The sequence below is a fragment of the Amycolatopsis sp. NPDC051061 genome, from assembly GCF_040682935.1.
Classification (GTDB): domain Bacteria; phylum Actinomycetota; class Actinomycetes; order Mycobacteriales; family Pseudonocardiaceae; genus Amycolatopsis.
Map to the genome: position 1 here is coordinate 12,614 of NZ_JBFBBZ010000001.1, position 24,240 is coordinate 36,853.

Genomic DNA, 24,240 nt, shown 5'->3' on the forward strand with positions numbered 1-24,240 from the left:
CGACAAGGGTTTCTTGAAGATCGGTGAGTCAGGTCACCCGGCCGAGCGACCCCTCTGACCTGCGGTTTCTCTCCGATACAGCCGCCCGAAGGGAAGGCTGATGCGCTGAGTGGAGCTTCTGCGTCGACGAACGGCAGCTTGCACTTTGCCGCAGGCGATCAGTGGTCCCGTCGTCACACAATTACCCTGAGTGCGTTCGGGACACTGAAGAATTCCACTCTGGTCCGCTGGCCGACGAGGTCGCCGTCCACCTGGAAGTTTACCGGTTCAGCAGCGTCGATGCGGATCATCGGCACGTCGTCGTGACGCACGAGACGTTTGCCCTTTTGGTTGCTCTTCGTAGCCAAAGCGCGCCGTACATGCTTGAACACCGTGGGCAACCCCAGACCGTTCAACGCGAACAAACCCAGTCCCGTCTCGAACGAGCAACCCGGGTTGAGGTGGATCGGACGCTCGCCCAGGTAGCTCCACGGATCGGTGTTCGACACGAAAGCGGTCAGCGCTTCGGTGGGTTCTTCACCCGGAACGCGGATGGTGAGGGCCGGCCGGCCCAGCGGCGGCCGGAAGTGGGAGCGGACGGCGGCCCTCATGTAGAGGCTCGCGGTCGTCTGCTTGCCGCGGCGCTTGGCGACCAGGCCGACGACGTCGGCGTCCCAGCCGAGCCCGGAGTTGAAGGTGAACCAGTGCCCATCGGCCAGGCCGAGCCCGACCCGGCGTGAGCGGTCGTTCTCCAGCGCGTTCAGCAGCTGGTGGGTGGCCTCGACGGGATCCGCGGAAATACCGAGGGCGCGCGCGAACACGTTGGCCGAGCCACCGGGCACGACGCCCAGCGCGGGGACCGACCCGATCTGGGTGGGGTCGCCGTCCAACCCTCTTCCGGGGGTCCGGGTGGCGACGCCCCCGGCCCGGGGCGGAGCCCCGGGTGTTACCGCGTCGGCCAGCAGGCCGTTGACGACCTCGTTGACCGTGCCGTCGCCGCCGTGGGCCACGACCAGGTCGATCCCGTCCCGCGCGGCCGAGCGCGCGACGGCCATGGCGTGCCCGCGGTAGTCCGTTTCGACCACGTCGAGCTTGACCTGGCTGGCGAGCGCGTGCGCCAGGACGTCCCGGCCACCGGCGGTGGTCGAGGTGGCCTGGGGGTTCACGACGAGGATTGCGCGCACCACCGCAGGGTAGGTGACGCTCACCGCCCCGAAAACCTCTCGACGGCGCAAGGTGACCGGAAGCACCGGTCGTCGCAACGCTCCGAACAGCACCTGTGACCCTGTGCCGGGCGGCCCTCCTTCGCGTGACGAGTGTCCGCTCGTCGTGACAAGTGCACCCGGGCCGACCGCCCGCTCATCGACGACACCTGAATTCTCAGCGCCCGGACGGTCCCGCGAAAACGGCCGACCGGGTGGCATACGATCGAATCAGCTCACGCACGGTGACTCGCCCTGGTGGAATCCACTGTGCTCCCGCGAAAAGATCTCCCGGAAGGCTCGCCGTGAAGCTCTCGCCCGCACCCCGTGAGGTCCGGCTGGCCGGCGTGGTCACGGCGGTGCCGTCATTCGCCCTGCTGGTGTTCGGCGTGGTCGTGCTGGTGAACGGCCTGGGCTCGCCCGCGCGACCGGGCAACAACATCTACGTCGAGTCCGGCACGTTCATCGTGGTGGCGCTGGCCTTCTTGGCCGCGTCGGCCGGGCTGATCCTCGGCCGGACGTGGGCGCGCTCGCCCGGCGTGGTGATCGCGTTGATCGTGGTCGGCCTCGGCTGGTACCTGCTCGGCCCGTCGGGCGAGCCGGTGTGGGGCGTGCCGATCGCGCTGCTCGGCATCGTCGCGCTGGTGCTGCTGTTCCGGCGGCCGTCGCGGGCGTGGGCGCTGGACCTGCGCGAAGGCGAGACGGAGACAGAGGCCGCGGAACGCGGTGGGCTCGCCGGCCGCCGCGCCGAGCGCGAAGAGGACTGAGCACGACAGCTCGAGTCAGGCCTGGGCGCCAGGGCCTGCAGGGGTGCGTCCGTCAGCCGGTTGACCGTCCACTCGTCCATCGCCACCGCGCCGAGCGCCTTGTAGAACTCCGTCGCCGGGTTCCAGTCCAGCACCGACCACTCGAGCCGGCCGTAGCCGTTCGCGACGCACTCCGCCGCCAGCGCCGCCAGCAGGGCCTTGCCCAGGCCGGACCCGCGGTGGGCCGGGCGCACGAACAGGTCCTCCAGGTAGATCCCGTGCACGCCGCGCCAGGTCGAGTAGTTGAGGAACCAGACCGCGAAGCCGACGACCTCGCCGTCCAGTTCGGCCACGTGCCCGAACAGCTTGGGTGCGTCGCCGAACAGGGCCTCCTGCAGCTGCGGTGCCGTCAGGTGGCAGTCGTCGGGCGCGCGTTCGTACTCGGCCAGGTCGTAGGCGAGCTGGACGGCGGCCTCGACGTCGTCGGGCCGGATCCGGCGGATGCGGTCGTCGGGCACGTCAGTCCTCCAGGGCGGGCGGCAGGTTGAGGTGTTCGATCTGGGGCTCGCCGCGCTCGTCGCCGAGCACCGCGATGCCGGCCGCGTCCAGTCCGAAGTGGACGCCGGACGTCGCGGGCAGGCCGAGCCAGCGGGCCACCAGCACACGGCTGAAGTGCCCGTGCCCGACCAGGATGACGTCGCCGGCTTCGATGTCGCCGCGGGCGCGCTCGAGCACGCGGTCCGCGCGGTCGGAGACCTCCGAAGCGCTTTCGCCGCCGGGGATCGGGTGGGTCCAGACCGTCCAGCCCGGGACGGTTTCGCGGATCTTCGGCGTGGTGATGCCTTCGTACTCGCCGTAGTCCCACTCGGAGAGGTCTTCGGTGACGTCGTCGACGCGCAAGCCGGCGAGCGCGGCGGTCCGCAGCGCGCGGGCGCGCGGGCTCGACAGCACGAGCGACGGCCCGCCGACCAGGCTGCGGAGCGTGCCGCCCGCGGCCAGCGCCTGGCCTTCCCCGGCCGGCGTCAGCGGGATGTCGGTGCGGCCGGTGTGCCGCCCGTTCACCGACCATTCGGTCTGGCCGTGCCGGAGGAGGAAGAGACGGTTCGCCACGTCGGCGAATATATCCGGCGGTTTGCGCGACGGCAGGTCGTCTGCTTTGCTACTGAGCAGTAGCTTAGCTTGAGGAGACTTCGATGCCCGACACGCCGACGTTCGCGCTGTGGCACAAGCTGGCCGCCAAACCGGGCGGAAAACAGCTGTTCAGCGCCGCGATGTGCGTGCGCGTGCCGTACTTCCGCACGGTGCTGCCCTCGGTGCGCGAGCTGCGGGCGGGCCACTGCGAGGTAACCGCGCCGAAGTGGTGGGGTGTTTACAACCACATCCACACGTTCCACGCGATCGCCGCCTGCAACCTCGCCGAGATCGCGATGGGCATGCTCGCCGAGGCGACGGTCCCCGCGACGCACCGCTGGCTGCCGAAGGGCATGAACGTCCAGTACGTCGCGAAGGCCGAGACGGGCCTGCGCGCGGTCGCGTCGCTGCCCGAGCTGCCGGAGTTCGGCGACGAGGGTTTCGAGCTGGGCGTCCCGGTGACCATTTCGGACGCGCACGGCAAGCCGGTGGTCACCGGGACGATCACGATCTGGGTGACGCCGAAGAAGCGTTAGAGCGGCTTGTACTGCACGTACGTCGTCTGGTAGAACGCGTTCTCGCCGGCCGGCGAAGGCAGGCCCAGGCGCTGGTCGACGAGCTTGCCGAGGGGGCCGCAGCCCTGGGTCGCCGGGAGGGTCAGGTCCGGGTCGACAACGCCGAAGTACGCGGTTTTCGGGTTGTCCGAGATCAGCCGCGGCGGCACGGCCGGGTCGTCGTGGACGACCGTGTGCAGAGGTGTGGACGCCGTACCGATGCTGCAGTCCTGGCGCAGCAACGGGTGTCGCAGCACGGCGTAGACGTCGAGCTCGCCGCGGCGCTCGTCGTTGCTCTGGAAGTCGGAGTGACCGCCGTAGCGCAGCTGGATCGTCGCGCCGGCCAGGCCGGGAACCCGCGCCGGCGCGTGCCGCAGCGAGCCGAACACCTGCGCGTACTGGCCGTTCACCCGGCCTTCGCTGAACGTCAGCCGCATTTCCCCGAGCGGGATCTCCTTGCCGTCGATCGTCAGTTTCCCTTGTGAGACAAAGGCTTCGCAACGCCACGTGCCCGGGTCGGCGTTCGCGGGCGGTGCCGGGCAGTCCGTGAAGTCGAACGTCGGCAGCTCGTCGGCGGACGCCGTCCCGGGCACGACCCCCAGTGCGGCGACGGCGACCGCGGCCGCCCCCAGTGCGAGAAGTTTCATGCCGGTGAGCTTGCTCGCGGCGCGGATCGGGGACATCCGGGATCGCCCCCAGGGGAAGACCGGAGATTTCCCTCAGTCGGGTGAAACACGTTCCACTTGGTTGCCTGCCTCAAGGGCTGAGCTTCGCCAGTGAGTCGGTGAAGCCGTCGTCGACGCCTTCGAAGAACGACGCGTCGGCGGCTTCGACGTCCTTCAGGGCCTTCGCGACCAGGTCGAGGCCGGCTTGAGTGACTTCGAGGCGCTTCGCGCGCGCGTCGGCCGGGTCGTCGGCGCGGGCCAGCAGGCCGCGTTCGGCGAGCTTGCGGACGACCTGGCTGGTCATCATCGTGTCGGTGCCGGCCTGTTCGGCCAGTTGCCGCTGGGTGGGTGGTTCGCCCGAGCGGGTGAGCCACCACGTCGTGGTCAGCAGCACGAACTGGACGTGCGTGAGGTCGTGCGGGGCCAGCGCGGCCCGCATCGCCCGCTGCCAGGCCAGCGTCACGCGCCACAGCAGGAAGCCGGGGCTGCGCTCGGGGCCGGGCAGGCGGGACTCCGGGGCGGTCATACCCGGGATCCTGCCCTTCGGGCGTTCCGGGTGGCGGAGCCTCCGGCCTGGGGCGAAGCCCCGGATGTCGCAGCCTCAGCCAGCCGCGCAAGCGCTTGCATCGCCTCCGGGGTGTCCGATGTGACCTGCTCGCCGAAGCCCTCGGGCCCGTCGATGGTGACGCGGTAGGTGATGCGCGTGCCGCCGTCGACGTCGGTCAGCTCGTGTTCGAACCTCAGGTGGGCGTCGGGCAGCCGGGTCTCGTCGGTGAAGCCGCGGCCCTCCATGACTTCGGTCAGGGTGAACGGGATCGGCGGCATCCCGTCCATCGCCATGGTGCCGCTGGTCCCGACGGCGAACGGGCCGTCGAGGACCACCGACCGCACGCCCGCGTCCCACTCCGGCCAGCGGGTGGTGTCGGCCCACAGCGGCCAGATCGCGGCGGCGGGAGCGGTGGACGTCTCGCTGTGCTCGTACTCGTAAAGTGCCATGCGGGCAGACTATATGCGCGCTTACTAAATCGGCAAGAGGTCACGCGGACCCGGTGGTGCGGGGCTCAGTTCGCCGAGCGCAGCTTGTCGTAATAGGCGACGCAGTCCTGGTAGGACGGCAGCAGGCCCTGTTCCTGGGCTTCGGCCAGCGTGGGCGCGTCGCGGTCCTTCGCGGACAGGATCGGCTCGATGTCCGCGGGCCAGGGCAGGCCCAGCGCCGGGTCGAGCGGGGTGATGCCGTGCTCGCCTGTCGGGTTGTAGGGCTCGGAGCACAGGTAAGCCATCACCGTGTCGTCTTCGAGGGCGATGAAGCCGTGCCCGAGGCCCTCGGCGAGGTAGGCGGCGTTGAACCGGCCGGAGTCGAGTCGGACGGCGTCCCAGGTGCCGAAGCTCGGCGAGCCGACGCGGATGTCCACGACGACGTCGAGCAGCGAACCGCGCGCACAGTAGATGTACTTCGCCTGGCCGGGAGGCATGTCGGCGAAGTGGATGCCGCGGATCGCGCCGCGCCGGGACACGCTGTGGTTCGCCTGGGCCAGCCGCAGGGGGTGGCCGACCGCTTCGCGCAGGACCTCCTCCTGGAAAGGGGCGACGAACAGGCCCCGCTCGTCGGGGAACGCCCGGGGGGAGAACTCGAAGGCGTCCGGGACGCTCAGCCGGCGGAATTCCATGGCGTCACCATATCGGGCGCTTAAAAAACCGAACGGACGTCTTGGCAATTGCCGGAATAGGGGGTCCGGTGTGACATCAACCGCACCGAGGGGTCACCTCCTGGACCGGACCTGTCACACTGATCGGACCGCCGCGTCCGCGGTCATCGCCCGACCCACGGCACCGATGGCCGACGTGACGCCTCGCCGACAGGCCGGCGCTACCGCGCTGGGCTGCCGTGCCGGGATCCCCCACGGAATCCCCCGCAGACCCGTGGTCCCAGCTCGCATGCCCAGGAGAAATTCCAGTGACCCAAGTCCGATCCGCGAGTTCCGTCATTCCCACTGGGGGAATGACGGAAACGACGACAGGAATCCCCATGAGCGACCCCACCGGCGCCGGAGCGCCGGTCACCGACGAAGAGATCTTCACCGGGCACGAGGGCGGCAAGCTCTCGGTGGCGGCCACCCGCCCGATTGCCAGCCCGCGTGACCTTTCGATCGCGTACACCCCGGGTGTGGCGAAGGTGAGCCGCGCGATCGCCGAGGACGCGGCCAAGGCCAAGCGGTACACGTGGGCGGACCGGCTCGTCGTCGTGGTGAGCGACGGGACGGCGGTGCTGGGCCTCGGCGACATCGGCGCGAGCGCGTCGCTGCCGGTCATGGAGGGCAAGTCGGTCCTGTTCAAGACCTTCGGCGGGCTCGACTCGATCCCGCTGGTGCTCGACACCACCGACGTCGACGAGATCGTCGAGACGCTGGTGCGGCTGCGGCCGTCCTTCGGGGCCGTCAACCTGGAGGACATCTCCGCGCCGCGGTGCTTCGAGCTGGAGGACAAGCTCAAGGAGGCGCTCGACTGCCCGGTCATGCACGACGACCAGCACGGCACGGCGATCGTCACGCTGGCCGCGCTGCGCGGCGCGAACCTGGTCCTCGACCGGGCGATCGCCGACCAGCGCGTGGTCGTGTCCGGCGCCGGCGCGGCGGGGGTCGCGTGCGCGCGGATCCTGCAGGAGGCCGGCATCGGCGACGTCACCGTCCTCGACTCGCGCGGCATCATCCACCCCGGCCGCGACAACCTGAACCCGATCAAGGCGCACCTGGCTTCGACGACGAACAAGGCCGGTCTTCAGGGTGGGCTGGCGGAGGCGCTGGAAGGCGCGGACGTGTTCCTCGGCCTGTCCGGCGCGACGATCGACGAGACGCTGCTCGGCCGGATGGCGGGCGGCGGCATCGTGTTCGCACTGTCCAATCCGGACCCGGAGGTGCACCCGGAGGTGGCGGCGCGCTACGCGTCGATCGTGGCCACCGGGCGCAGTGACTTCCCGAACCAGATCAACAACGTGCTGGCGTTCCCGGGCGTGTTCCGTGGCGCGCTGGACTCCGGCGCGCGGGCGATCACCGAAGGCATGAAGCTGGCGGCCGCCGAGGCGATCGTGTCGGTGGCGATGGACGACCTGGGCCCGGACCGCATCGTCCCCTCGCCGTTCGACCCGCGCGTGGCCCCCGAGGTCGCGGCGGCGGTGGCGAAGGCCGGGCAGGCCGACGGCGTCACGGACTGACCCGAGCGCCCCAAGGCGGCCTTGGTTGCGTCTGACGCACCGAAGGCCGCCTTGGGTGCGTTGAACGCACCGAAGGCCACATTGGGGCGCTTTCAGCCCAGCAGGTCGGGGAGGCGGTGGCGGGGGACGTCGACCAGGCGCAGGTCCGTCAGGTCTTCGGGGACGTCCAGGGAGACGTTCGCCAGCCGGGCGTGGGCGCGGGTCAGGACCTCGTCCTGGTCCGCCACCGCGTCCGCGACCACCACCGCGTGCCGGTTGTCCGGCGTGCTCCTCAGGTAGCGCAGCGCGTACTTCCCCCGGATCAGCTCCGCAAGAGCCGTCTGGGACCGCTCGTCCGCCAGGTCCGGGTGCGCGTTCGGCACCAGCAGCGCCAGACGCCGGGCGTTCGTACCCAGTAAGGTGCGCAACAGCCACGGGCCCGGGTCGGCCGAGAGGTCCATCGCGATCGCGTCACCTTCGGGCCCGGAGATCGACCAGTCCACCGGCCGCGTCTCCGGCGAAAGCCCGCCCGCAACGGCGATCTCCTTCAGCTTCTCCAGCAGCGCCGGCTTCGTCCCGGCCGCCTCCACCGACTGCGGCCCGTGCGTGTAGATCGCGGACTTCCCCTTGCCGCCCCGCATCTTCTTGGCCTTCGCCGTCGGCTGACAGACGTACAGGTCCGCCGCGCTGCCGATCGCCTGCGCCCCGAAGTAGCGGTTGAAGTCCGGCAGGATCGCCTCGAACGTCAGCCCGAGCGTGGCCAGCGACCGCTGCACCTGCGCGCCCAGCGCCGGGTGCCGCGGGCTGTAGCCGTACGCGAACAGCAGCCGTCCCTCGGACGGCTCCCGCAGCGCCTGCACCCCGCGCGCCGCGAACAGGCCCATGCCCTCCGGCGTGTACGGCGGATCGCTGAACACCAAATCGAACCCGCCGTTGAAGGCCGGCGGCAGGCCGACGCGCAGGTCCGCGTGGGCGGTGGTGATCTCGCGCCCGGAGCGCTCGTCGAGGTAGGCCAGCACGCGCTCGTCGAGGTCCACGACGGTCAGCGACGCCGACGGGCAGACGGCGTGCACCGCCGGCGACGTCAGGTCGTGGTCACCGAGGAACAGCACCCGCGCCGACGCGAGGTCGTAGCGCGCGTCCAGCCACAGCGCGCGGCGCAGCACCGTCTCCGGCGTCGCCTGCACGTGGTCGAGCGCGGCCAGCGGCGGCGGCACCTCCGCGACCCACTCGGCGACCTTCGGCAGCAGCTCGTGCGTCGCGACCGCTTCGTCGAGCGGGTCGGCGTAGCGCGGCGCGCTGTACTGGAGGTACGACGCCGCGACGCCGGGGGAGATCCGCAGCCGGTCGCCGCTGCGGTCGAGGTCGTCGCCCAGCGCCGCCAGGACGTCTTCGACGCTGCGCCGCGGCGCCGTGCTCAGCCGCACCAGCTCGCCGAGGTCGTGGTCACCGGTCCGCAGGAGGTCGATGACGCGGTACAGCGGGCGGACGCCGACGCCGTGCGCGGCGAGGACGTCGTCGAGTGCCTTCACGGTCTCTGAGCCTAGTCACCACCTGCCGGAACACCGTGCCAACCGTCGCCAACTCGGCTACGGTCGATGGGACCTGACATGGGGAGTGGGCAAGTGACGATCGAATTCCGCGACGTGACCAAGCAGTATCCCGATGGGACGGTCGCCGTCGACAAGCTGAACCTGACGGTCGAGGACGGCACGATCACCGTGTTCGTCGGCCCGTCCGGCTGCGGCAAGACGACGTCGCTGCGGATGATCAACCGGATGATCGAGCCCACCGGCGGTCAGGTGCTGCTCGACGGCAAGGACGTCGCCGAGGGCGACCCGGCGCTGCTGCGCCGCGGCATCGGCTACGTCATCCAGCACGCCGGCCTCTTTCCACATAGGACGGTCCTGGACAACATCGCCACCGTGCCCCTGCTGTCGGGCTGGGACAAGGCGAAGGCGCGCAAGCGGGCGGCCGAGCTGCTCGAGACCATCGGCCTGCCGGTCGAGGTCGGCAAGCGGTACCCGGCTCAGCTCTCGGGCGGCCAGCAGCAGCGCGTCGGCGTCGCCCGCGCGCTCGCCGCGGACTCGCCGGTGCTGCTGATGGATGAGCCGTTCTCCGCGGTCGACCCGATCGTGCGCGAAGACCTGCAGAACGAGCTGCTGCGGCTGCAGTCGCAGCTGGGCAAGACCATCGTGTTCGTCACGCACGACATCGACGAGGCCGTCCGGCTCGGCGACAAGGTCGCGGTGATGCGCGTCGGCGGCAAGCTCGCCCAGTACGGCACGCCCGCCGACGTGCTGCGCCACCCGGTGGACGACTTCGTCGCGTCGTTCGTCGGCCGCGATCGCGGCTACCGCGGCCTGTCCTTCCTCTCCGCCGAGGGCGTCGAGGTGAAGGAGATCGAGCTGGTCGAGATCGGCTCCCCGGTGTCGGCGAGCGACGGCTGGCGGCTGGGTGTCAACGCCGACAAGCAACCCCGCGGCTGGCTGCGGCCGAACTCCACTGTGGACGGCGCACTGTCCGGAGACGACCTCGTCGCCGGCGGTTCGCTGTGGATCCACGGGACGCCGATCCGCGGCGCGCTCGACGCCGCGCTGTCCTCGCCGGCCAGCCTCGGCGTGGTCGTCGACGAAGACCACCGCGTGCTCGGCGGCGTGGTCGCGAGGCAAGTGCTGGACGTGATCGAGGCGACCCCGCAGGCGTCATGAGCTTCTTCGACGAGCTCGGGACGTACCTGAGCAGCGGGAACACGCGCGTCGAAATCCTCGGTGACCTGGGTGACCACGTCTACCTGGCGCTGCTCCCGCTGGTCCTGGGCATCGTACTGGCGATCGCCGCGGGCTGGCTCGGCCACCGCTGGCGCCCGGCCCGGCAGGTGCTGATGGTGCTCGCCAACCTGCTCTACACGATCCCGTCGCTCGCGCTGTTCGTGGTCATCCCCGGCCTGATCGGGTCGAAGATCCTGGACAGCGTCAACGTCGTCGTCGCGTTGACGATCTACACCACGGCGCTGCTGGTCCGCCCGGTGCTCGACGCGCTCGACGCGGTGGCGCCGTCGGTGATCGCCGCCGCGACCGCGGTCGGCTACCAGCCGGTGCGGAAGTTCTTCGCCGTCGAACTGCCGCTGTCCGTGCCGGTCCTCGCGGCCGGCGTGCGGGTGGCGTCGGTCAGCAACATCAGCCTGGTCAGCGTCGGCGCGCTGATCGGCACCGGCGGCCTCGGGGTGCTCTTCACCGACGGCTTCCAGCGCGAATACTTCTCGCCGATCGTCGTCGGCATCGTGCTGACGCTGCTGCTCGCGCTGGTCGTCGACCTGGTCCTGGTGGGGATCCGAAACCTACTGACACCGTGGGAGCGGGTGGCCGTCGCATGATCACCGACCTCTTCCACTGGTTCGGCGATCCGGCGCACTGGTCGGGCCCGGACGGCATCCCGCAGCGGTTGCTGGAGCACCTCGGCTACGTCACTTTGTCCTTGGTGATCGCGTTGGTCATCGCTGTCCCGTTAGGACTGTTCGTCGGCCACACCGGACGCGGCGGCGTCGCGCTGGTGAGCGCCGGCAACGCGATCCGCGCGCTGCCGACGCTGGGGCTCGTGACGTTCTTGTTCCTGCTCTTCACCGAAAGCGTCACCTCGACGATCATCGGGCTCGTCGTGCTGGCCGTGCCGCCGATCCTGGCCGGCACGTACGCCGGGCTGCAGGCGACCGACCACGGCGTGGTCGACGCCGCCGAGGGCGTCGGGATGACCGGCTGGCAGCGGCTCTGGAAGGTCGAGGTGCCGATCTCGCTGCCGCTCGTGCTCGGCGGGATCCGCAACGCCGTGCTGCAGCTCGTGGCGACCGCCGCGGTGGCCGCGTACGTCGGACTCGGTGGCCTGGGCCGGTTCCTGCTCGACGGACTGGCCATTTTGGACTATTCCGAAGTCATCGCGGGTGCGTTGCTGACGACGGTGCTCGCCATCGTCCTGGACCTGCTCTTCGCGCTGCTGAACCGGGCCCTGGTGCCCCGGGGCGTCCGGCTCGCGGCGGCCGTGAAGAAGGTGACCGCATGAAACGGCTCGGTCTGCTGGCTGCCGCCTTGGTCTTGGTGGCCGGCTGCGGCAACCCGCTGGCGGGCGGCGGCGAGGGTGGCGCATCCGGCGACATCATCATCGGCGCGTCCGACGTCGGGGAAAGCCTGCTGCTGGCCCAGATCTACGCCGGCGCGCTTCGCGATGCCGGCGCCACGAACGTGACGGTGCGGCCGCCGGTCGGCAGCCGCGAAGTCGTCGTCAAGGCGCTGCAGGACAAATCGCTGTCGGTGGTGCCGGACTACAGCGGGAACCTGTTGCGGTACTTCGACAAGGAGACGTCCGCGACGACTTCGCAGGACGTCTACGCGCAGCTGCGCCAGAAGGTCCCGGCCGGCTTCGAGGTCCTGGACCAGGCACCGGCCGAGGACAAGGACCTCCTGGTCGTCGGGGCGCAGCTGGCGGCTTCGGGCGTCAAGACGTTCTCCGACCTGGGGAAGCGCTGCGGCGAGCTGGTGTTCGGCGGCCCGGGCCAGTGGAGCAGCCGCTGGAAGGACCAGATCAAGAAGCTCTACGGCTGCGAGTTCAAGGAGATCCGCACGACCGACACGGGCGGCCCGGTGACGGTGGCGGCGCTGAAGTCGGGCGACGTCCAGGTGGCGGACCTGTTCAGCACGTCGTCGACGATCGCGGCGAACGGGTTCGTGCCGCTGGTCGACGACAAGAACATGTTCCCGGCGCAGAACATCGTGCCGCTGGTGGCGCGCGGGACGCTGTCGCCCGGGGAGGTGGCCGCGCTGAACCGCGTCTCGGCGGCGCTGACGACCGAGCAGCTGACGCGGCTGAACGTCGAGTTCACCGAGGAGAAGCGCAACCCGCTGGACATCGCCGAGGACTTCCTGGCGCACTCCTAGTCGAGGGCCAGCTTGACGCCGAGCCCGATGAAGATGCCCCCGGTGGCGACCTCGATGCGCCGCTGGTTCTTCTTCCGGCGCACCCACCCGCCGACCCGGCCGGCGAGCACCCCGACGGCGCCGTCGACGAGGAACTCGAACACGATCATGATGGCCCCGAGGATCGCGAACTGCAGGGCCACGTGCCCACGCGCCGGGTCGATGAACTGTGGCAGGAAGGCGATGGTGAAGGTGACCATCTTGGGGTTGAGCAGGTTGGTGAGCAGGCCGCTGAGGTAGGCGCGGTCGCTGTTTCGTTCGACGAGCGGCTTCCGGTTCCGGATGGCTTGCACGCCGAGGTGGACGAGGTAGGCGGCGCCGGCGATCTTGACGACGGTAAAGGCGACGGGAACGGCGGCGAAGAGGGCGGCGAGCCCGGCGGCGGCGACGGCGACGTGGATGGCTTCGCTGGTGGCGACCCCGGCGGTGGCGAGCAGCCCGGCTTTCGGGCCGCCGCGCATGCCGCAGCCGAGGATGAAGAGCATGTCCGGGCCCGGCGTCACCATCGCGACGATGGTGGTGAGGACGAAGGCCAGGAGGAGGTGCGGGTCGACCGGCATGGCCCGATCCTGACACGCGGGGTGCCGCCGGCGAACTTGTTTTCGGCAGTCAGTTACGCAGGGCCGCCGCGACCCGGCCCGCGTCCTCGATGCCCCGCTCCGGCGGCTCCTCCGGCAGTGGCAACAGCACCACGGACCCGCTCCCGGCCTCATGCAACGCGCGCACCGCGGCCACACATTGGTCCAGATCCCCGCAGACGGCCAGCCGCGAGAGCCACGAAGGATCCAGCCCGGCCGCCAACTCGTCCACAGTGGACGCCGAGTCCACCAGCTCCAGCAGTTCCGCAGCGAACGGCAAACCCTCGACCTGCACGCGCGCACCGGGGGTCAACGACTTGGCGACCGTCGACCGAGCCCGCTCGGGGTCACCCAAAGCGAGCCAGTTGTACGTCACCAGAGCGTGCTCAGGAGGCGCACCATCCGCGGAACGCCCAGCGGCGATCCCGGACAACGCCGTCCGCACGAACTCCGGCGGCGAAGGCTCGGCCAGGATCGTCCCATCCGCGGACGAACCCGCCACCGCCAAGGACTTCGGACGACGCACCCCCGCCAGCACCGGCGGCACGACAGCCGGCGGGAACACCAGCTCCACCTCGTCCAGGTCGACGTGCCGGCCGGTGACCGACACCCGGTCTCCCGCCAGCAGCCGGCGGATCGCCACCAGCGTCTCCTCCAACGCCGCCAGCGGCGAAGCCGGGTACGCGCCGATCTGGCGCATCCACGACGCCACCCCGTGGCCCAGCCCGCCGATCAGCCGGCCCGGGTGCAGCTCCGCCAGCGCCGCCAGTTCCATCGCCGCGATCGCCGGGTTGCGGGCCACCGCCGGCAGGACCCCGATGCCCACCTTGATCGTCGACGTCGCCGCCAGCGCCGTGGCCACCGTCGCGATGCCGGCCGCCCAGAAACAGTCCTCGACCAGCCAGACTTCGTCGAGACCCGCGGCCTCCGCCTGGCGGGCCAGCTCGACCAGCCGCGACGGTGGCTGCTCGCGGTTGATCCGGACGCCGACGGACGAGCTCGGTGCGTACATGCGAAGGCTCCTCTAGATCCGGGAAAACGCCGGCGCGTACTCGAACGCGCCCGCCTGCGTGGGCTTGTAGCCGGTGAGCGTGCGGGCCTGGAAGTTCTTGCCCCAGGCCGGATCCGGCGCCGCGATCGAGAGCGTCGACGCCGTGACGAAGCCGAACCGCGCGTAGTACGCCGGGTTGCCGAGCAGGACGACCAAGCCGTAGCCGAGCGCGTCCGCCGCGCCGAGCACCGCGTGCACCAGCGCCGATCCGACGCCGGCGGCCTGGTACCCGGGCAGCACGCCGAGCGGTCCCAGCCCGACCGCCGACTTCGTGTCCTCGCCGACGCGGGCCCGGCTGCAGCACACGTGCCCGGCGAGCTCGCCGTCGCGGACCGCCACCAGCGACAGCGCGTCGATCAGGTCGCCGTCCGCGCGCAGCTCGTCGACCAGCGGTGCCTCGACCGGGGTGACGCCGGGTTCGCGCCGGAAGGCTTCGCTGTGGATCGCGTACACGGTGGTCCGGTCGGCGGGCGTCTCGCGGCGGATCAGCATGCTCGCCACCTTGCCGCGAACCGGCCGTGGGCGAAAGCCGATTTCGCCCGCGCGCCCTAGACTCGGGCCGAACCGGATGAGGGGAAACCATGGGGATTCGGGAATTGGTCGACCGCGTCGTCAAGCGGGAGGCCGAGGGCATCGTCGCCGTGCAGGTTCCGTCGGTGGACCCCGGATCGGCGCCGGAGTTCGCGCCCGGCCAGGTCTACCTCGAAGTCCGGCTCCAGCAGATGTGGCTGACCCGCGCGCGCGAGCTGTGGCGCGAGTACCTGCCCTTCGGCACGATCGTCACCGAGTTCGTCCACAAGGGGAACACCGTCGCGGTGCCCACCGTGCTCAGCAGCGCCGAACTCGCGCGCCGGTTCCAGGTCACCGGCGCCGACGACGCCGTCGAGATCGCCAACGTCCGGGTCGCCGGGCCGGTCCCGTACGAAGGCGACGAAGTCAGCCTGCTGGTCGCGCTGTTCCGGGCCAAGACCACCGACTGGATCGCGCGCTCGCTGAAGGTCGTCGAGGACGTCGCGTCGGCGGTGGGGTTCGGCGGGCTCGCCGGCGCCGTGCCGCTGGCGTCGTCGCTGATCCGCGGCATCGAGTCGTTCCTGGAGTCGCCGGACGTCGAGCTGCGCGTCGGCGCTTACCGGTCGTGGCAGAAGGGCTTCGAGCCGCTGAACTACTGCGTGATGCGCCGGCCGCGCACCACGACGTCGGCGGCGGAGCTGGCGTCCCTGCGCGTCTCCGACGGGCGGCTGCACCGGCTCCTCGACGACGGCGTCACCCTGGTGCCCTACACCGAGCACGACTTCATCCTGGTCAGCGTCGAAGCGAAGACCGAGCGCGACGACTACCGCAAGCTCGCCTTCTACCCGCTGTGGGAGCGGACGAAGGAGCAGGTGATCGCGGGCGAGCTCGGCGCCGCGCAGCGCAGCTGGCGCAAGACCGCCGGGGCGATCTTCACCGACGACCTGACCCGGCCCCAGCAGGAGATCCTCTTCGCCGAGTACCAGCGGCTGTACGGCGAGCTGGTCGAGCGCTTCTCGGACCTGGACATGGCGGAGTACCGCGGCACGACGACCGAGTCCGCGGCGGCTCCCGTCGTCGACGACCCGCTGGCCATCCTCCGGGCGGCCGGGGCGTGACCGCGCCGACGGAAGCGGACCTGCAGCTGCTGGGCCTGATCCAGCACGTCCACGGGCTCTTGGGCGAGGGACGTCATCAGGACGCCTACGGCGCGCTCATGAGCGGGCTGGAACTCGCGGAAGCCGAGTCCGCCGACCCGCTGGCCGTGTTCGCGTTCTACCGGCTGCTCGGCCAGGCCGCGCGCCAGGCACGGCAGTTCGACGACGCCCGGAAGGCGTACGCCCTCGCCTTCGGCATCGCCCGGGAGCTCGAAGACCTCAACGCGGTCAGCGCCGCGTTCGAAGGGCTCGGCCTGGTGGAGCTGGCCGACGACCGGCTGCCCGAGGCGGACGAGTACCTGGCCGAAGCCGTCAAGGCGGCCCAGGCTTCCGGCGACGCCGACGGCTACCGGGCCGCCCTGCAGAACCACGCGATGGTGCTGTCCCGGCGCGGGGACCCGCGGGCGGTCGAGCGGTACGAGGAGGCACTGGCCGTCCCGGGGCAGGGGCCGGCGCTCCGGGCCATCACGACGGACAACCTCGCCGAAGAGCTGCACCGGCAGGGCCGGTTCGAGGAGTCCGTCGCGAAGACGCGCGAAGCCGCGGCGATGTTCCGCGAAGCCGGCGCGGGCTACGACGAGTTCGTGGCCCTGCACAACCTCGCCCTGCGTGCGCGCAAGGTCGACGCCGAAGCTGCCACACAAGCCTTCGTCGACGCCCACGACCTCATCCACCGGTTGCACGCCGACGTCGACGTCGAGCGCTACACGACCGGGCACGAGCAGATGGTGCGCCGGATCGAGCAGCGGACCGAGGAGAAGTTCGCCGCGGAGAACCCGGCTGCCGACACGGTGCTCGAGATCGGGCTCCTCGCGACGACCGCGTCCGACGCCACCGACGAGGGCGAACGGCTGCTGGGCCGGCACCGGTACGCCGACGCCGAACGGCTCCTCCGGCAGGCCGAGGCGGCGTGGGACCACCTCGGCGCCGTCCACTGCCTGCCGCGGGTCTGGAACGGCCTCGGCTACCTGTACATGGAGACCGGCGACCACGAAGCGGCGTGGCAGTACCTGGAACGCGCGAAGCAGTACGCGAACCAGCTCGGCGACGCCCGGCGTGAGCTGACCGCCCTGGTCAACCAGTGCGGCCTGAGCCGGCGGTTCGAGAACGTCCCGCCGCAGCGGGCGCTGGAGCTCCTGGCGCGGGCCCGTGGCCTGCAGGCATTCGTCCGCGACCGGCAGGCCGAGCGACTGCCCGGAGTCGAGCTGACGGAGTCCCAGCGCGAAGAGCTCGCGAGCGCCGTCGACGGCGGTGTCCTCGACGGCGTCGCCGCGGGCATCGCGGCCGAGCACGGCGCCGTCGAGCTGGAGGAGCGGTACCTGCGGCGGCTGGTCGCTTCCGGGCAGCGTTCGGCCGACGACATGCCGGGACGGCTCGCGAGCCGGCGCGCCCGGCTGATGCACTTCCTGTTCCGCCAGGACAAGACCGGCGAGGCCGCGGAGATCGCCACGCAGCTCGAAGCGGCGCTCGCGGTCACGCCGGACGTCGCGGTGGGCTTCGTCGTCAACACCGTGCTCGGCGGGCTCGCCTTCGAGGACGGGCGATGGACCGAGGGGACGCTGCAGCGGCTGGAACAGGCCTGCGCGGCCCATTCGGAGCTGCGGCGCGGCGCGGTCGACGTCGGGGAGGCCGGCCGGTTCGGCGTGTACAACGACCCGCCGTACCGGCAGGCCGTCGAGGTCGCGATCGCGCTGGGCCACGCCGAGCGGGCGTTCGAGCTGGTGCAGGCCGCGAAGTCCCGCACCCTGCTCGACGCCGTGCGCGACCGGCCGCCGGTCGTCGACGATCCGCCGGCGGCCGAGGAGGAGCAGCTGTGGCAGCGGCTGGTGGGGCTGCGCACGCGTGCGCTCGGTGAAGGGCTCTCCCCGCGCGAGCGCGTCAGCCGGCTCTTCGGCGTCGACAAGGAGATCGAGGAGGTGCGCGGCCGGCTTGAGGACGTCTGGGAGCAGCTCCCGCCGAATGTCCGATTGCACCGGCTCGCGACGCCGTCCACCAGCGCGGATGTTCGCGCGCTGCTCTCGCTGCGCGGAGAGCGGACACTGCTGGAATTCTTCACCGGCGACCAGGGCATCTACGTCTTCACGGTGGCCGCCGGGGAAATCGGCGTCCGGCTGGTCGTCCCGGCGGACGACCCGGACCTGGCCGAGTTCGGCCGGCTGCTGAACGAAGACGATCCGCGCGGCCTCGACCGCCTGCTCGCCCAGCCGGTGTACCAGCGGCTGGCGCGGCTCGTCGGGGACGTCCGGACTGAGGTGTACGTCGCACCTTACGGCGTACTACACCTCGCGTCGCTGCACCTCGTACCCCGCGAGGACGGTGGCATCGAGCCGCGGCCCGGGACGTTCGTGGTGCCCAGCGCGTCGCTGCTGCGCGCGGCGCACAGCGGGTCGTGGACGCGGCGGGAGTCCCTGGTCATCGGCGGTGACCCGCTCGGCGACCTGCCGTTCGCGCGGGCGGAGGCGGCCGGCGTCGCGGCCCGGCTGGGCGGCGACGCCCGGCACGGCGGCGACCTGACCTTCGACTGGCTCGCCGGCGCCCTCGACGGCACCGCGCGCCTGGTGCACCTGGCCTGCCACGCCGTCTTCGACGAAGCCCGGCCCGAACGTTCGGGCCTGCTGCTCGCGGGTCCCGAGGGGCGGCCGGACCAGGTGACGTTGTCGCGGCTGGCCTCGCTGGACTGGTCGGGCGCGCTCGTCGTGCTCGGCTCCTGCCAGAGCGGCAAGCACCGCGTCCGGACCGGCGACGAGCTGACCGGCATCGCGAGCACCCTGCTCGCCGCGGGAGCGACGGCGCTGGTCAGCACGTTCCGCCCGGTCCCGGACCTCGCGACGGCGTTGCTCATGCTCTGGTTCCACGACCGGCTCGGCGCGGGCGGCGACTGGTCGCTCGAAGCGGTGAGCACGGCGTTGACCGACGCCCAGCGCCGCGTCGCGGCGGCGAGTGCCCGGGAGGTGCTGACCTGGGTCGTCGACCGGGTGGTGGCGGAGGAGCTGGACCTGGCGCTGGCCTACACGTTGCTTTCGGTGGCGCACCGGGCGGCGGGGAACGTCGAGGAGTTCGCCGCGTGCCGGCACCGGCGTCAGCAGCTCCGGGAGGGGTCGGTGGAGGAGGCGGTGGCGGACGTGGCCCGCCAGCGCGCGATCGGGCCCGCGTACGGCGAGAGGCCGTTCCGCGCGGCGGTGAACTGGGCGCCGTTCTCGATCACTTCGGGAGGGTGACGGCGGTCAGGGCGCGCCAGGCGGAGGCGGCGAAGGTCAGGTGGCCGCCTTCGCGGTCCTTGGTGTCCCGGACGTGGACCACGGTTGCGGCGGGAGCAACCTCGACGCAATTACCGGACCCAGCCGAATAGCTACTCGTGCGCCACATCGCGGACCTCCCCGTAGAGTTCGATCGCCAACTCGCCGATCAGGTCCCTCGATTGTGCCTCGTCGAGTGCGGTTTCCGCCAGGCTCGCGATGATTTGCCGGTAAGCCGAGATTTCTTCTCGCTCTTCCAGGAACAACGTGGCGGTCTCGCTCTCCATGTAGACCACCGGATTGATCTGCGAGAACTCCATGTAGGTGAATGAACCCGCGACACCCGCGTGAGCGCCGAAGGTGGCCGGAACCACGCGAAGCGAGATGCACGGCCGCACCGACATGCGCAGCAGTTGGTGCAGTTGGTCCGACATCACCGTCGCGCCGCCGACCGGCAGCCGCAACGCGAACTCGTGCACGAAGTAGGCGAAGCGCGCCGGTCGAGGGCGGCTGAAGATCGCCGACCGAGCCAGCCGTGCGGCTACGCGCTCCTCGACCTCATCGGTGGGCACGCTCGCGATCCGGCTGAGAACCGCGCGAGCGTAGTCGCCGGTCTGCAGTGAGCCCGGAACCAATGTCGCTGCGAAGTCCGCAACGCTCGTGGCTTTGTCTTCGTGGTCGATGTAGGTGCGAAGCTGCTTCGGCAGTCTCGAACCGTGCTGCTGGTACCAGCCCCTCTTGTTCGCTTCGCGACACAACTCGAGAAGGCGCTCCGCCTCCTCCCCATACACGCGGCACACGCCCAGGAAACGCGCCACGTCGGTCTCCTTGACCGTCCGCCTCCCGCTCAGCATCTTCGAAACGTCGCTCGGGCCGCAGTCCATCTGCCGCGCGACGTCCTTGCCGTTCAGGCCGGCCTTCGCCAGCACCGCGCGCAGTCCTTCGCCGAGTTCGCGGCCCCGGACCGTCGGCTCGTGTTCGGTCATGGCGGAAGATTAGACAATGCGCGCCGCGGCGCCGATCGGGGCAATTGATTTCTGCCGGAGCAACAATTTCTCTAGGCTGTGGAGGTCTACATGATGAACCACGCCCAAGCGCGCGCATTCCGTTTGCTGCGCGAAGAAATCTACACCCAGCTCGACGAGGTCGAATTCTTCGCCATGGCGGACGCCCCGTGGCAGGAGGACGAAGAGGCGTCCGCGCGGACGCTGCTGTGCGATCTCGTCGTGGTCGTCCGGTCGGTCGTCGGGTTGCACGCCGAAGACCAGTACGGCGGCTGCGGGTTCTGCGGCACGGCTTGGCCGTGCGACAGCATCGACTCGATCCACCGCACGATGCAGGACCCCGAGGCGGCGGCCCTCGCCCAGCTCCCGCGCCGCGCCGGCTGATCCCGAAAAGCCGTGAAGGCCTCCTTACCGGCCACAAGAGCCGGCAAGGAGGCCTTCACGGACCATCAAGCGATCAGTCGAACGCCTTCGAGATCAGCGCCTTCTGCTCCACCTCGTGCACCTTCGACGAGCCGGCCGACGGCGCCGCCATCGGGCGCCGCGACACGACTTCCAGCTTCGAGAAGAGCTCCGGGAACTTGCGGGGCAGGTTCAGGCCGAAGAACGGCCACGCGCCCTGGTTCTCCGGCTCCTCCTGGACCCACACGACCTGCGAAGCGTTGGTGTAGCGCTCCAGCGCCGCCAGCAGCTTCTTCTTCGGCAGCGGGTAGTACTGCTCGATCCGCACGATCGCGACGTCGTCCGCCTCGCGCTTCGTCCGCTCGGCCGCCAGCTCCCAGTACAGCTTCCCGGAGGTCAGCAGCACCTTGCGGATCTTCGCCGGGTCCGGCGTCACGTCGTCGATGACCGACATGAACCGGCTCTGGCCGGTGAAGTCCTCGGTCGCCGAGGTCGCGGCCTTGTTGCGCAGCATCGACTTCGGCGTGAAGACGATCAGCGGACGCTGGATGCCGTCGAGGGCGTGCCGGCGCAGCAGGTGGAAGTAGTTCGCCGGGGTCGACGGCACCGCCACGGTCATCGAGCCCTCCGCGCACAGCGAGAGGAACCGCTCGATGCGGCCCGACGTGTGGTCGGGGCCCTGGCCCTCCTGGCCGTGCGGAAGCAGCAGCACGACGTCCGAGCGCTGGCCCCACTTGGCCTCGCCCGAGGAGATGTACTCGTCGATGACGGTCTGCGCGCCGTTGACGAAGTCACCGAACTGCGCTTCCCACATGACCAGCGACTCGGGGTTGGCCACCGAGTAGCCGTACTCGAAGCCGACGGCCGCGTACTCCGACAGCGCCGAGTCGTAGATCATCACGCGGCCCTGGCCCTCGGCCAGGTTCTGCAGCGGTGAGTACTCCTGGCCGGTCTTGCGGTCGATGAACACCGAGTGCCGCTGGGTGAACGTGCCGCGCCGCGAGTCCTGGCCGGACAGCCGGACGAGCCGGTCCTCCATGGCCAGCGAACCGAACGCGAGCAGCTCGCCGAACGCCCAGTCGATGTCGCCCTCGCGGGACATCTTGTGGCGGCGCTCCATGACCGGCTTGACGCGCGGGTGCGGCGTGAAGCCCTCCGGCACGTTCACGAACGCGTCGCCGATGTGCTCCAGCGTCTCGGTCGTGATCGCCGTCGCGACCTTGGCCGGGACCTGCTGCTCCTCCTCGACCGAGGGGCTCGCCTTCGCCGGGTGCTTCTCCAGCTCCCGGACCTCGTTGAAGACGTGCTCCAGCTGGCTCGAGAAGTCGCGGAGAGCGGCCTCGGCCTCTTCGACGGAGATGTCACCGCGGCCGATCAGCGACTCGGTGTAGGTCTTCCGCACCGAACGCTTCGTGTCGATGATGTCGTACATCGCCGGCTGCGTCATCGAGGGGTCGTCGCCCTCGTTGTGGCCGCGGCGGCGGTAGCAGATCAGGTCGATGACGACGTCCTTGTGGAACGCCTGCCGGTACTCGACGGCCAGCTTGGCCACCCAGTGCCCGGCCTCCGGGTCGTCGCCGTTCACGTGGAAGATCGGCGAGCCGATCATCTTCGCGACGTCGGTGGCGTACTGGCTGGAGCGCGAGTGCTCCGGCGCGGTGGTGAAGCCGACCTGGTTGTTGACGACCACGTGCACGGTGCCGCCGGTGCGGTACCCGCGCAGCAGCGACAGGTTCAGCGTCTCGGCGACGACGCCCTGGCCCGCGAAGGCCGCGTCGCCGTGCATCAGGACGGGCAGCACGGTGTAGCCCTCGCCGCCCTTGTCCAGGAGGTCCTGCTTCGCGCGGACGATGCCCTCGAGCACCGGGTCCACGGTCTCCAGGTGCGACGGGTTGGCCGTCAGCGAGACCTTCGTCTCGCCGTCGCCGAACATGCGGAAGTACTTGCCCTCGGCGCCGAGGTGGTACTTCACGTCACCGGAGCCGTGCGCCTGGCCCGGGTCGAGGTTGCCCTCGAACTCCTGGAAGATCTGGCTGATCGGCTTGCCGACGATGTTGGCCAGGACGTTCAGCCGGCCGCGGTGCGGCATGCCGATGACGACCTCGTCGAGCTCGTGCTCGGCGGCCTTGTCCAGCAGCGTGTCGAGCAGCGGGATCGCCGTCTCGCCGCCCTCGAGCGAGAACCGCTTCTGGCCGACGTACTTGGTCTGCAGGAACGTCTCGAACGCCTCGGCGGCGTTCAGCTTCGAGAGCACGTACTTCTGGACCGCGGGGTCCGGCTTCTCGTGCGGGATCTCGACGCGCTCCTGGATCCAGCGGCGCTCCTCGGGGTCGAGGATGTGGGTGTACTCGATGCCGACCGTGCGGCAGTACGAGTTGCGCAGCACGCCCAGGATGTCGCGCAGCTTCATCCGCTCCTGGCCGGCGAAGCCGCCGACCGGGAACTCGCGGTCGAGGTCCCAGAGGGTGAGGCCGTGGCTCAGCACGTCGAGGTCGGCGTGGCTGCGCTGGCGGTAGTTCAGCGGGTCGGTGTCGGCCATCAGGTGGCCGCGCATCCGGAACGCGTCGATGAGCTCGATCACGCGGGCGGTCTTGTCGACCGGGCCCTCGGGGATGTCGGCGACCCAGCGGATCGGCTCGTACGGGAGGCGCAGGCTGGTGAAGACGTCGTCGTAGAAGCCGTCTTCGCCGAGCAGCAGCTGGTGGATGCGCTTGAGGAACTCGCCGGACTCCGCGCCCTGGATGATGCGGTGGTCGTACGTCGAGGTCAGCGTCATGATCTTGCTGATGCCGAGGTCGACCAGCGTCTTCTCGCTGGTGCCCTCGAACGCCGCCGGGTACTGCATGGCGCCGACGCCGATGATGGCGCCCTGGCCGGCCTGCAGGCGCGGCACGGAGTGGTTGGTGCCGATGCCGCCCGGGTTGGTCAGCGAGATCGTGGTGCCGGCGAAGTCGTCCGCGGTGAGCTTGTTGTTGCGGGCCTTCTTGACGATGTCCTCGTAGGCCTGCCAGAACTGCAGGAAGGACATGTCTTCGCAGCCCTTGACCGAAGCCACGACGAGCGTGCGGGAGTTGTCCTTGCCCTTCATGTCGATCGCGAGCCCGAAGTTGACGTGCTCCGGCGTGATCGCGAACGGCTTCCCGTCGATCACCTGGTAGTGCCGGTTCATGTTCGGGTAGTTCTTCAGCGCCCGCACCATGGCGTAGCCGATGAGGTGCGTGAAGGAGATCTTGCCGCCGCGGGTGCGCTTGAGGTGGTTGTTGATGACGATGCGGTTGTCGGCCATCAGCTTCGCCGGGACCGCGCGCACGCTGGTCGCGGTGGGGACGCTCAGCGAGGCGTCCATGTTCTTCGCGATGGCGGCCGCGGCACCGCGCAGCTGCTTCGACTCCGGCTCGTCCTTCTTCACGTCGGACTTCGGCTCCGCCTTGGCGGCGGCCGGCTTCGGCGTGGCCTTCGGCTCGGCCTTCGCGGGGGCTGCCTTCGCGGGCGCCTCCTGCGCGGGGCCGGACTTGGTGGCCGCCTGCTTGGCCGCCGACTCCGCGTTCTGCACGGCCTTGGCCGAAGGCTGCGCCGCCTGGCCGTTGGTGGCCGGCTTGGCTTCGGCCTGCTGCCGGGCGTTGTCCGCCTTGGCCTGCGCGTTCTGCGTCGGCTTGAAGTCCGCGAAGAAGTCGTGCCACGCGGCATCGACTGAGGATGGGTCGGCGAGGAACTGGTCGTACATCTCTTCGACCAGCCACTCGTTGGGGCCGAATTGTGACGCAGGGCTGCTGCTGGACACGGCTGGGGCTCGCCTCTATCCGTCTCGATCTCGATCTTGAATCCGCTGATGCGCCTACCAGGCTAACCCCCTCGGTGACCGTGATGTGAT

The 24,240-nt window shown here is 70.4% G+C and carries 23 protein-coding genes and 1 pseudogene; 10 read left to right on the forward strand and 14 right to left on the reverse strand.

What is annotated here, in order from left to right; genetic code table 11:
- Positions 1–173 precede the first annotated feature (173 nt).
- Positions 174–1,163: a diacylglycerol kinase family protein gene (locus AB0N03_RS00085; protein ID WP_364362923.1), complete on the reverse strand. Its 990-nt coding sequence runs from the start codon at positions 1,161–1,163 to the stop codon at positions 174–176.
- A 323-nt stretch (positions 1,164–1,486) separates the two neighbouring features.
- Between AB0N03_RS00085 and AB0N03_RS00090 the strand changes: the two genes are divergently transcribed.
- Positions 1,487–1,948 carry a hypothetical protein gene (locus tag AB0N03_RS00090; RefSeq protein ID WP_364362925.1) on the forward strand — a complete coding sequence of 154 codons (462 nt, stop codon included), beginning with the start codon at positions 1,487–1,489 and terminating at the stop codon, positions 1,946–1,948.
- A gap of 26 nt (positions 1,949–1,974) precedes the next feature.
- Here AB0N03_RS00090 and AB0N03_RS00095 read toward each other — a convergent pair.
- Together AB0N03_RS00095 and AB0N03_RS00100 are read right to left on the reverse strand one after the other, a co-directional pair.
- Positions 1,975–2,445, reverse strand: a pseudogene (locus AB0N03_RS00095) (GNAT family N-acetyltransferase); the annotation flags it as partial.
- A 1-nt stretch (position 2,446) separates the two neighbouring features.
- A complete protein-coding gene (locus AB0N03_RS00100; protein WP_364362927.1) occupies positions 2,447–3,037 on the reverse strand; it encodes an acid phosphatase in 591 nt (196 codons plus the stop codon).
- Between the two features lie 83 nt (positions 3,038–3,120).
- On the opposite strand from AB0N03_RS00100, the gene AB0N03_RS00105 reads away from it, so the two are divergent.
- Positions 3,121–3,594, forward strand: coding sequence for a hotdog fold domain-containing protein (locus AB0N03_RS00105; RefSeq protein WP_364362929.1), 474 nt, complete (start codon positions 3,121–3,123; stop codon positions 3,592–3,594).
- On the opposite strand, the gene AB0N03_RS00110 is transcribed toward AB0N03_RS00105, so the two are convergent.
- The 4 genes from AB0N03_RS00110 to rfbC all read right to left on the reverse strand — a co-directional run bounded on the left by AB0N03_RS00110 (position 3,591) and on the right by rfbC (position 5,944).
- Positions 3,591–4,259, reverse strand: a complete 669-nt coding sequence (locus AB0N03_RS00110) for a hypothetical protein (protein ID WP_364362931.1) — start codon at positions 4,257–4,259, stop codon at positions 3,591–3,593. The two genes, AB0N03_RS00105 and AB0N03_RS00110, sit on opposite strands and share 4 nt — an antisense overlap.
- 109 nt (positions 4,260–4,368) lie before the next feature.
- Positions 4,369–4,803 carry a MarR family winged helix-turn-helix transcriptional regulator gene (locus AB0N03_RS00115; protein WP_364362933.1) on the reverse strand — a complete coding sequence of 145 codons (435 nt, stop codon included), beginning with the start codon at positions 4,801–4,803 and terminating at the stop codon, positions 4,369–4,371.
- A complete protein-coding gene (locus AB0N03_RS00120; RefSeq protein ID WP_364362935.1) occupies positions 4,800–5,273 on the reverse strand; it encodes an SRPBCC family protein in 474 nt (157 codons plus the stop codon). Before AB0N03_RS00120 ends, AB0N03_RS00115 begins: the two co-directional genes overlap by 4 nt.
- Positions 5,274–5,338: 65 nt before the next feature.
- Positions 5,339–5,944, reverse strand: coding sequence for a dTDP-4-dehydrorhamnose 3,5-epimerase (gene rfbC, locus AB0N03_RS00125; RefSeq protein WP_364362936.1), 606 nt, complete (start codon positions 5,942–5,944; stop codon positions 5,339–5,341).
- Positions 5,945–6,303: 359 nt separating this feature from the next.
- On the opposite strand from rfbC, the gene AB0N03_RS00130 reads away from it, so the two are divergent.
- The gene (locus AB0N03_RS00130) at positions 6,304–7,485 is read left to right on the forward strand and encodes an NADP-dependent malic enzyme (protein ID WP_364362938.1); all 1,182 of its coding nucleotides are present in this window, start codon (positions 6,304–6,306) and stop codon (positions 7,483–7,485) included.
- A gap of 92 nt (positions 7,486–7,577) precedes the next feature.
- On the opposite strand, the gene AB0N03_RS00135 is transcribed toward AB0N03_RS00130, so the two are convergent.
- Positions 7,578–8,996, reverse strand: a complete 1,419-nt coding sequence (locus AB0N03_RS00135; RefSeq protein WP_364362940.1) for a bis-aminopropyl spermidine synthase family protein — start codon at positions 8,994–8,996, stop codon at positions 7,578–7,580.
- A gap of 93 nt (positions 8,997–9,089) precedes the next feature.
- Here AB0N03_RS00135 and AB0N03_RS00140 point away from each other — a divergent pair, with 93 nt between their 5' ends.
- The 4 genes from AB0N03_RS00140 to AB0N03_RS00155 are packed head-to-tail and all read left to right on the forward strand — an operon-like array spanning position 9,090 to position 12,392.
- Positions 9,090–10,175 carry an ATP-binding cassette domain-containing protein gene (locus AB0N03_RS00140; protein ID WP_364362941.1) on the forward strand — a complete coding sequence of 362 codons (1,086 nt, stop codon included), beginning with the start codon at positions 9,090–9,092 and terminating at the stop codon, positions 10,173–10,175.
- Positions 10,172–10,840 (forward strand): ABC transporter permease subunit, encoded by a 669-nt coding sequence (locus AB0N03_RS00145; protein ID WP_364362943.1) that lies wholly within the window; start codon positions 10,172–10,174, stop codon positions 10,838–10,840. The genes AB0N03_RS00140 and AB0N03_RS00145 overlap by 4 nt, the downstream gene beginning before the upstream one ends.
- Positions 10,837–11,520, forward strand: coding sequence for an ABC transporter permease subunit (locus AB0N03_RS00150; protein WP_364362945.1), 684 nt, complete (start codon positions 10,837–10,839; stop codon positions 11,518–11,520). The genes AB0N03_RS00145 and AB0N03_RS00150 overlap by 4 nt, the downstream gene beginning before the upstream one ends.
- Complete coding sequence (locus tag AB0N03_RS00155) at positions 11,517–12,392, forward strand: ABC transporter substrate-binding protein (RefSeq protein ID WP_364362947.1); 876 nt, start codon at positions 11,517–11,519, stop codon at positions 12,390–12,392. Before AB0N03_RS00150 ends, AB0N03_RS00155 begins: the two co-directional genes overlap by 4 nt.
- Here AB0N03_RS00155 and AB0N03_RS00160 read toward each other — a convergent pair.
- Genes AB0N03_RS00160 through AB0N03_RS00170 form a run of 3 tightly spaced genes read right to left on the reverse strand, consistent with a single transcriptional unit; the run spans position 12,389 to position 14,552 of the window.
- The gene (locus AB0N03_RS00160; protein WP_364362949.1) at positions 12,389–12,991 is read right to left on the reverse strand and encodes a LysE family translocator; all 603 of its coding nucleotides are present in this window, start codon (positions 12,989–12,991) and stop codon (positions 12,389–12,391) included. The genes AB0N03_RS00155 and AB0N03_RS00160 overlap by 4 nt on opposite strands.
- 49 nt (positions 12,992–13,040) lie before the next feature.
- Entirely contained in the window at positions 13,041–14,021 is a 981-nt protein-coding gene (locus AB0N03_RS00165; RefSeq protein WP_364362951.1) for an LLM class flavin-dependent oxidoreductase, read from the reverse strand.
- 12 nt (positions 14,022–14,033) lie between these two features.
- Entirely contained in the window at positions 14,034–14,552 is a 519-nt protein-coding gene (locus AB0N03_RS00170; RefSeq protein WP_364362953.1) for an N-acetyltransferase, read from the reverse strand.
- Between the two features lie 89 nt (positions 14,553–14,641).
- Here AB0N03_RS00170 and AB0N03_RS00175 point away from each other — a divergent pair, with 89 nt between their 5' ends.
- Both AB0N03_RS00175 and AB0N03_RS00180 read left to right on the forward strand, forming a co-directional pair.
- The gene (locus AB0N03_RS00175) at positions 14,642–15,688 is read left to right on the forward strand and encodes a hypothetical protein (protein ID WP_364362955.1); all 1,047 of its coding nucleotides are present in this window, start codon (positions 14,642–14,644) and stop codon (positions 15,686–15,688) included.
- Positions 15,685–18,945 carry a CHAT domain-containing protein gene (locus AB0N03_RS00180; protein ID WP_364362957.1) on the forward strand — a complete coding sequence of 1,087 codons (3,261 nt, stop codon included), beginning with the start codon at positions 15,685–15,687 and terminating at the stop codon, positions 18,943–18,945. Before AB0N03_RS00175 ends, AB0N03_RS00180 begins: the two co-directional genes overlap by 4 nt.
- On the opposite strand, the gene AB0N03_RS00185 is transcribed toward AB0N03_RS00180, so the two are convergent.
- Positions 18,929–19,093 carry a DUF397 domain-containing protein gene (locus AB0N03_RS00185; RefSeq protein WP_364362959.1) on the reverse strand — a complete coding sequence of 55 codons (165 nt, stop codon included), beginning with the start codon at positions 19,091–19,093 and terminating at the stop codon, positions 18,929–18,931. The two genes, AB0N03_RS00180 and AB0N03_RS00185, sit on opposite strands and share 17 nt — an antisense overlap.
- Positions 19,077–19,949, reverse strand: coding sequence for a helix-turn-helix transcriptional regulator (locus AB0N03_RS00190; protein ID WP_364362961.1), 873 nt, complete (start codon positions 19,947–19,949; stop codon positions 19,077–19,079). Before AB0N03_RS00190 ends, AB0N03_RS00185 begins: the two co-directional genes overlap by 17 nt.
- Before the next feature lie 90 nt (positions 19,950–20,039).
- On the opposite strand from AB0N03_RS00190, the gene AB0N03_RS00195 reads away from it, so the two are divergent.
- On the forward strand, positions 20,040–20,351 hold the full coding sequence (locus AB0N03_RS00195; RefSeq protein ID WP_364362963.1) for a hypothetical protein: 312 nt from the start codon (positions 20,040–20,042) through the stop codon (positions 20,349–20,351).
- A 73-nt stretch (positions 20,352–20,424) separates the two neighbouring features.
- Here the strand turns inward: AB0N03_RS00195 and AB0N03_RS00200 are convergent, their stop codons facing one another.
- Positions 20,425–24,150 (reverse strand): multifunctional oxoglutarate decarboxylase/oxoglutarate dehydrogenase thiamine pyrophosphate-binding subunit/dihydrolipoyllysine-residue succinyltransferase subunit, encoded by a 3,726-nt coding sequence (locus tag AB0N03_RS00200; RefSeq protein WP_364362964.1) that lies wholly within the window; start codon positions 24,148–24,150, stop codon positions 20,425–20,427.
- Positions 24,151–24,240: the final 90 nt, after the last annotated feature.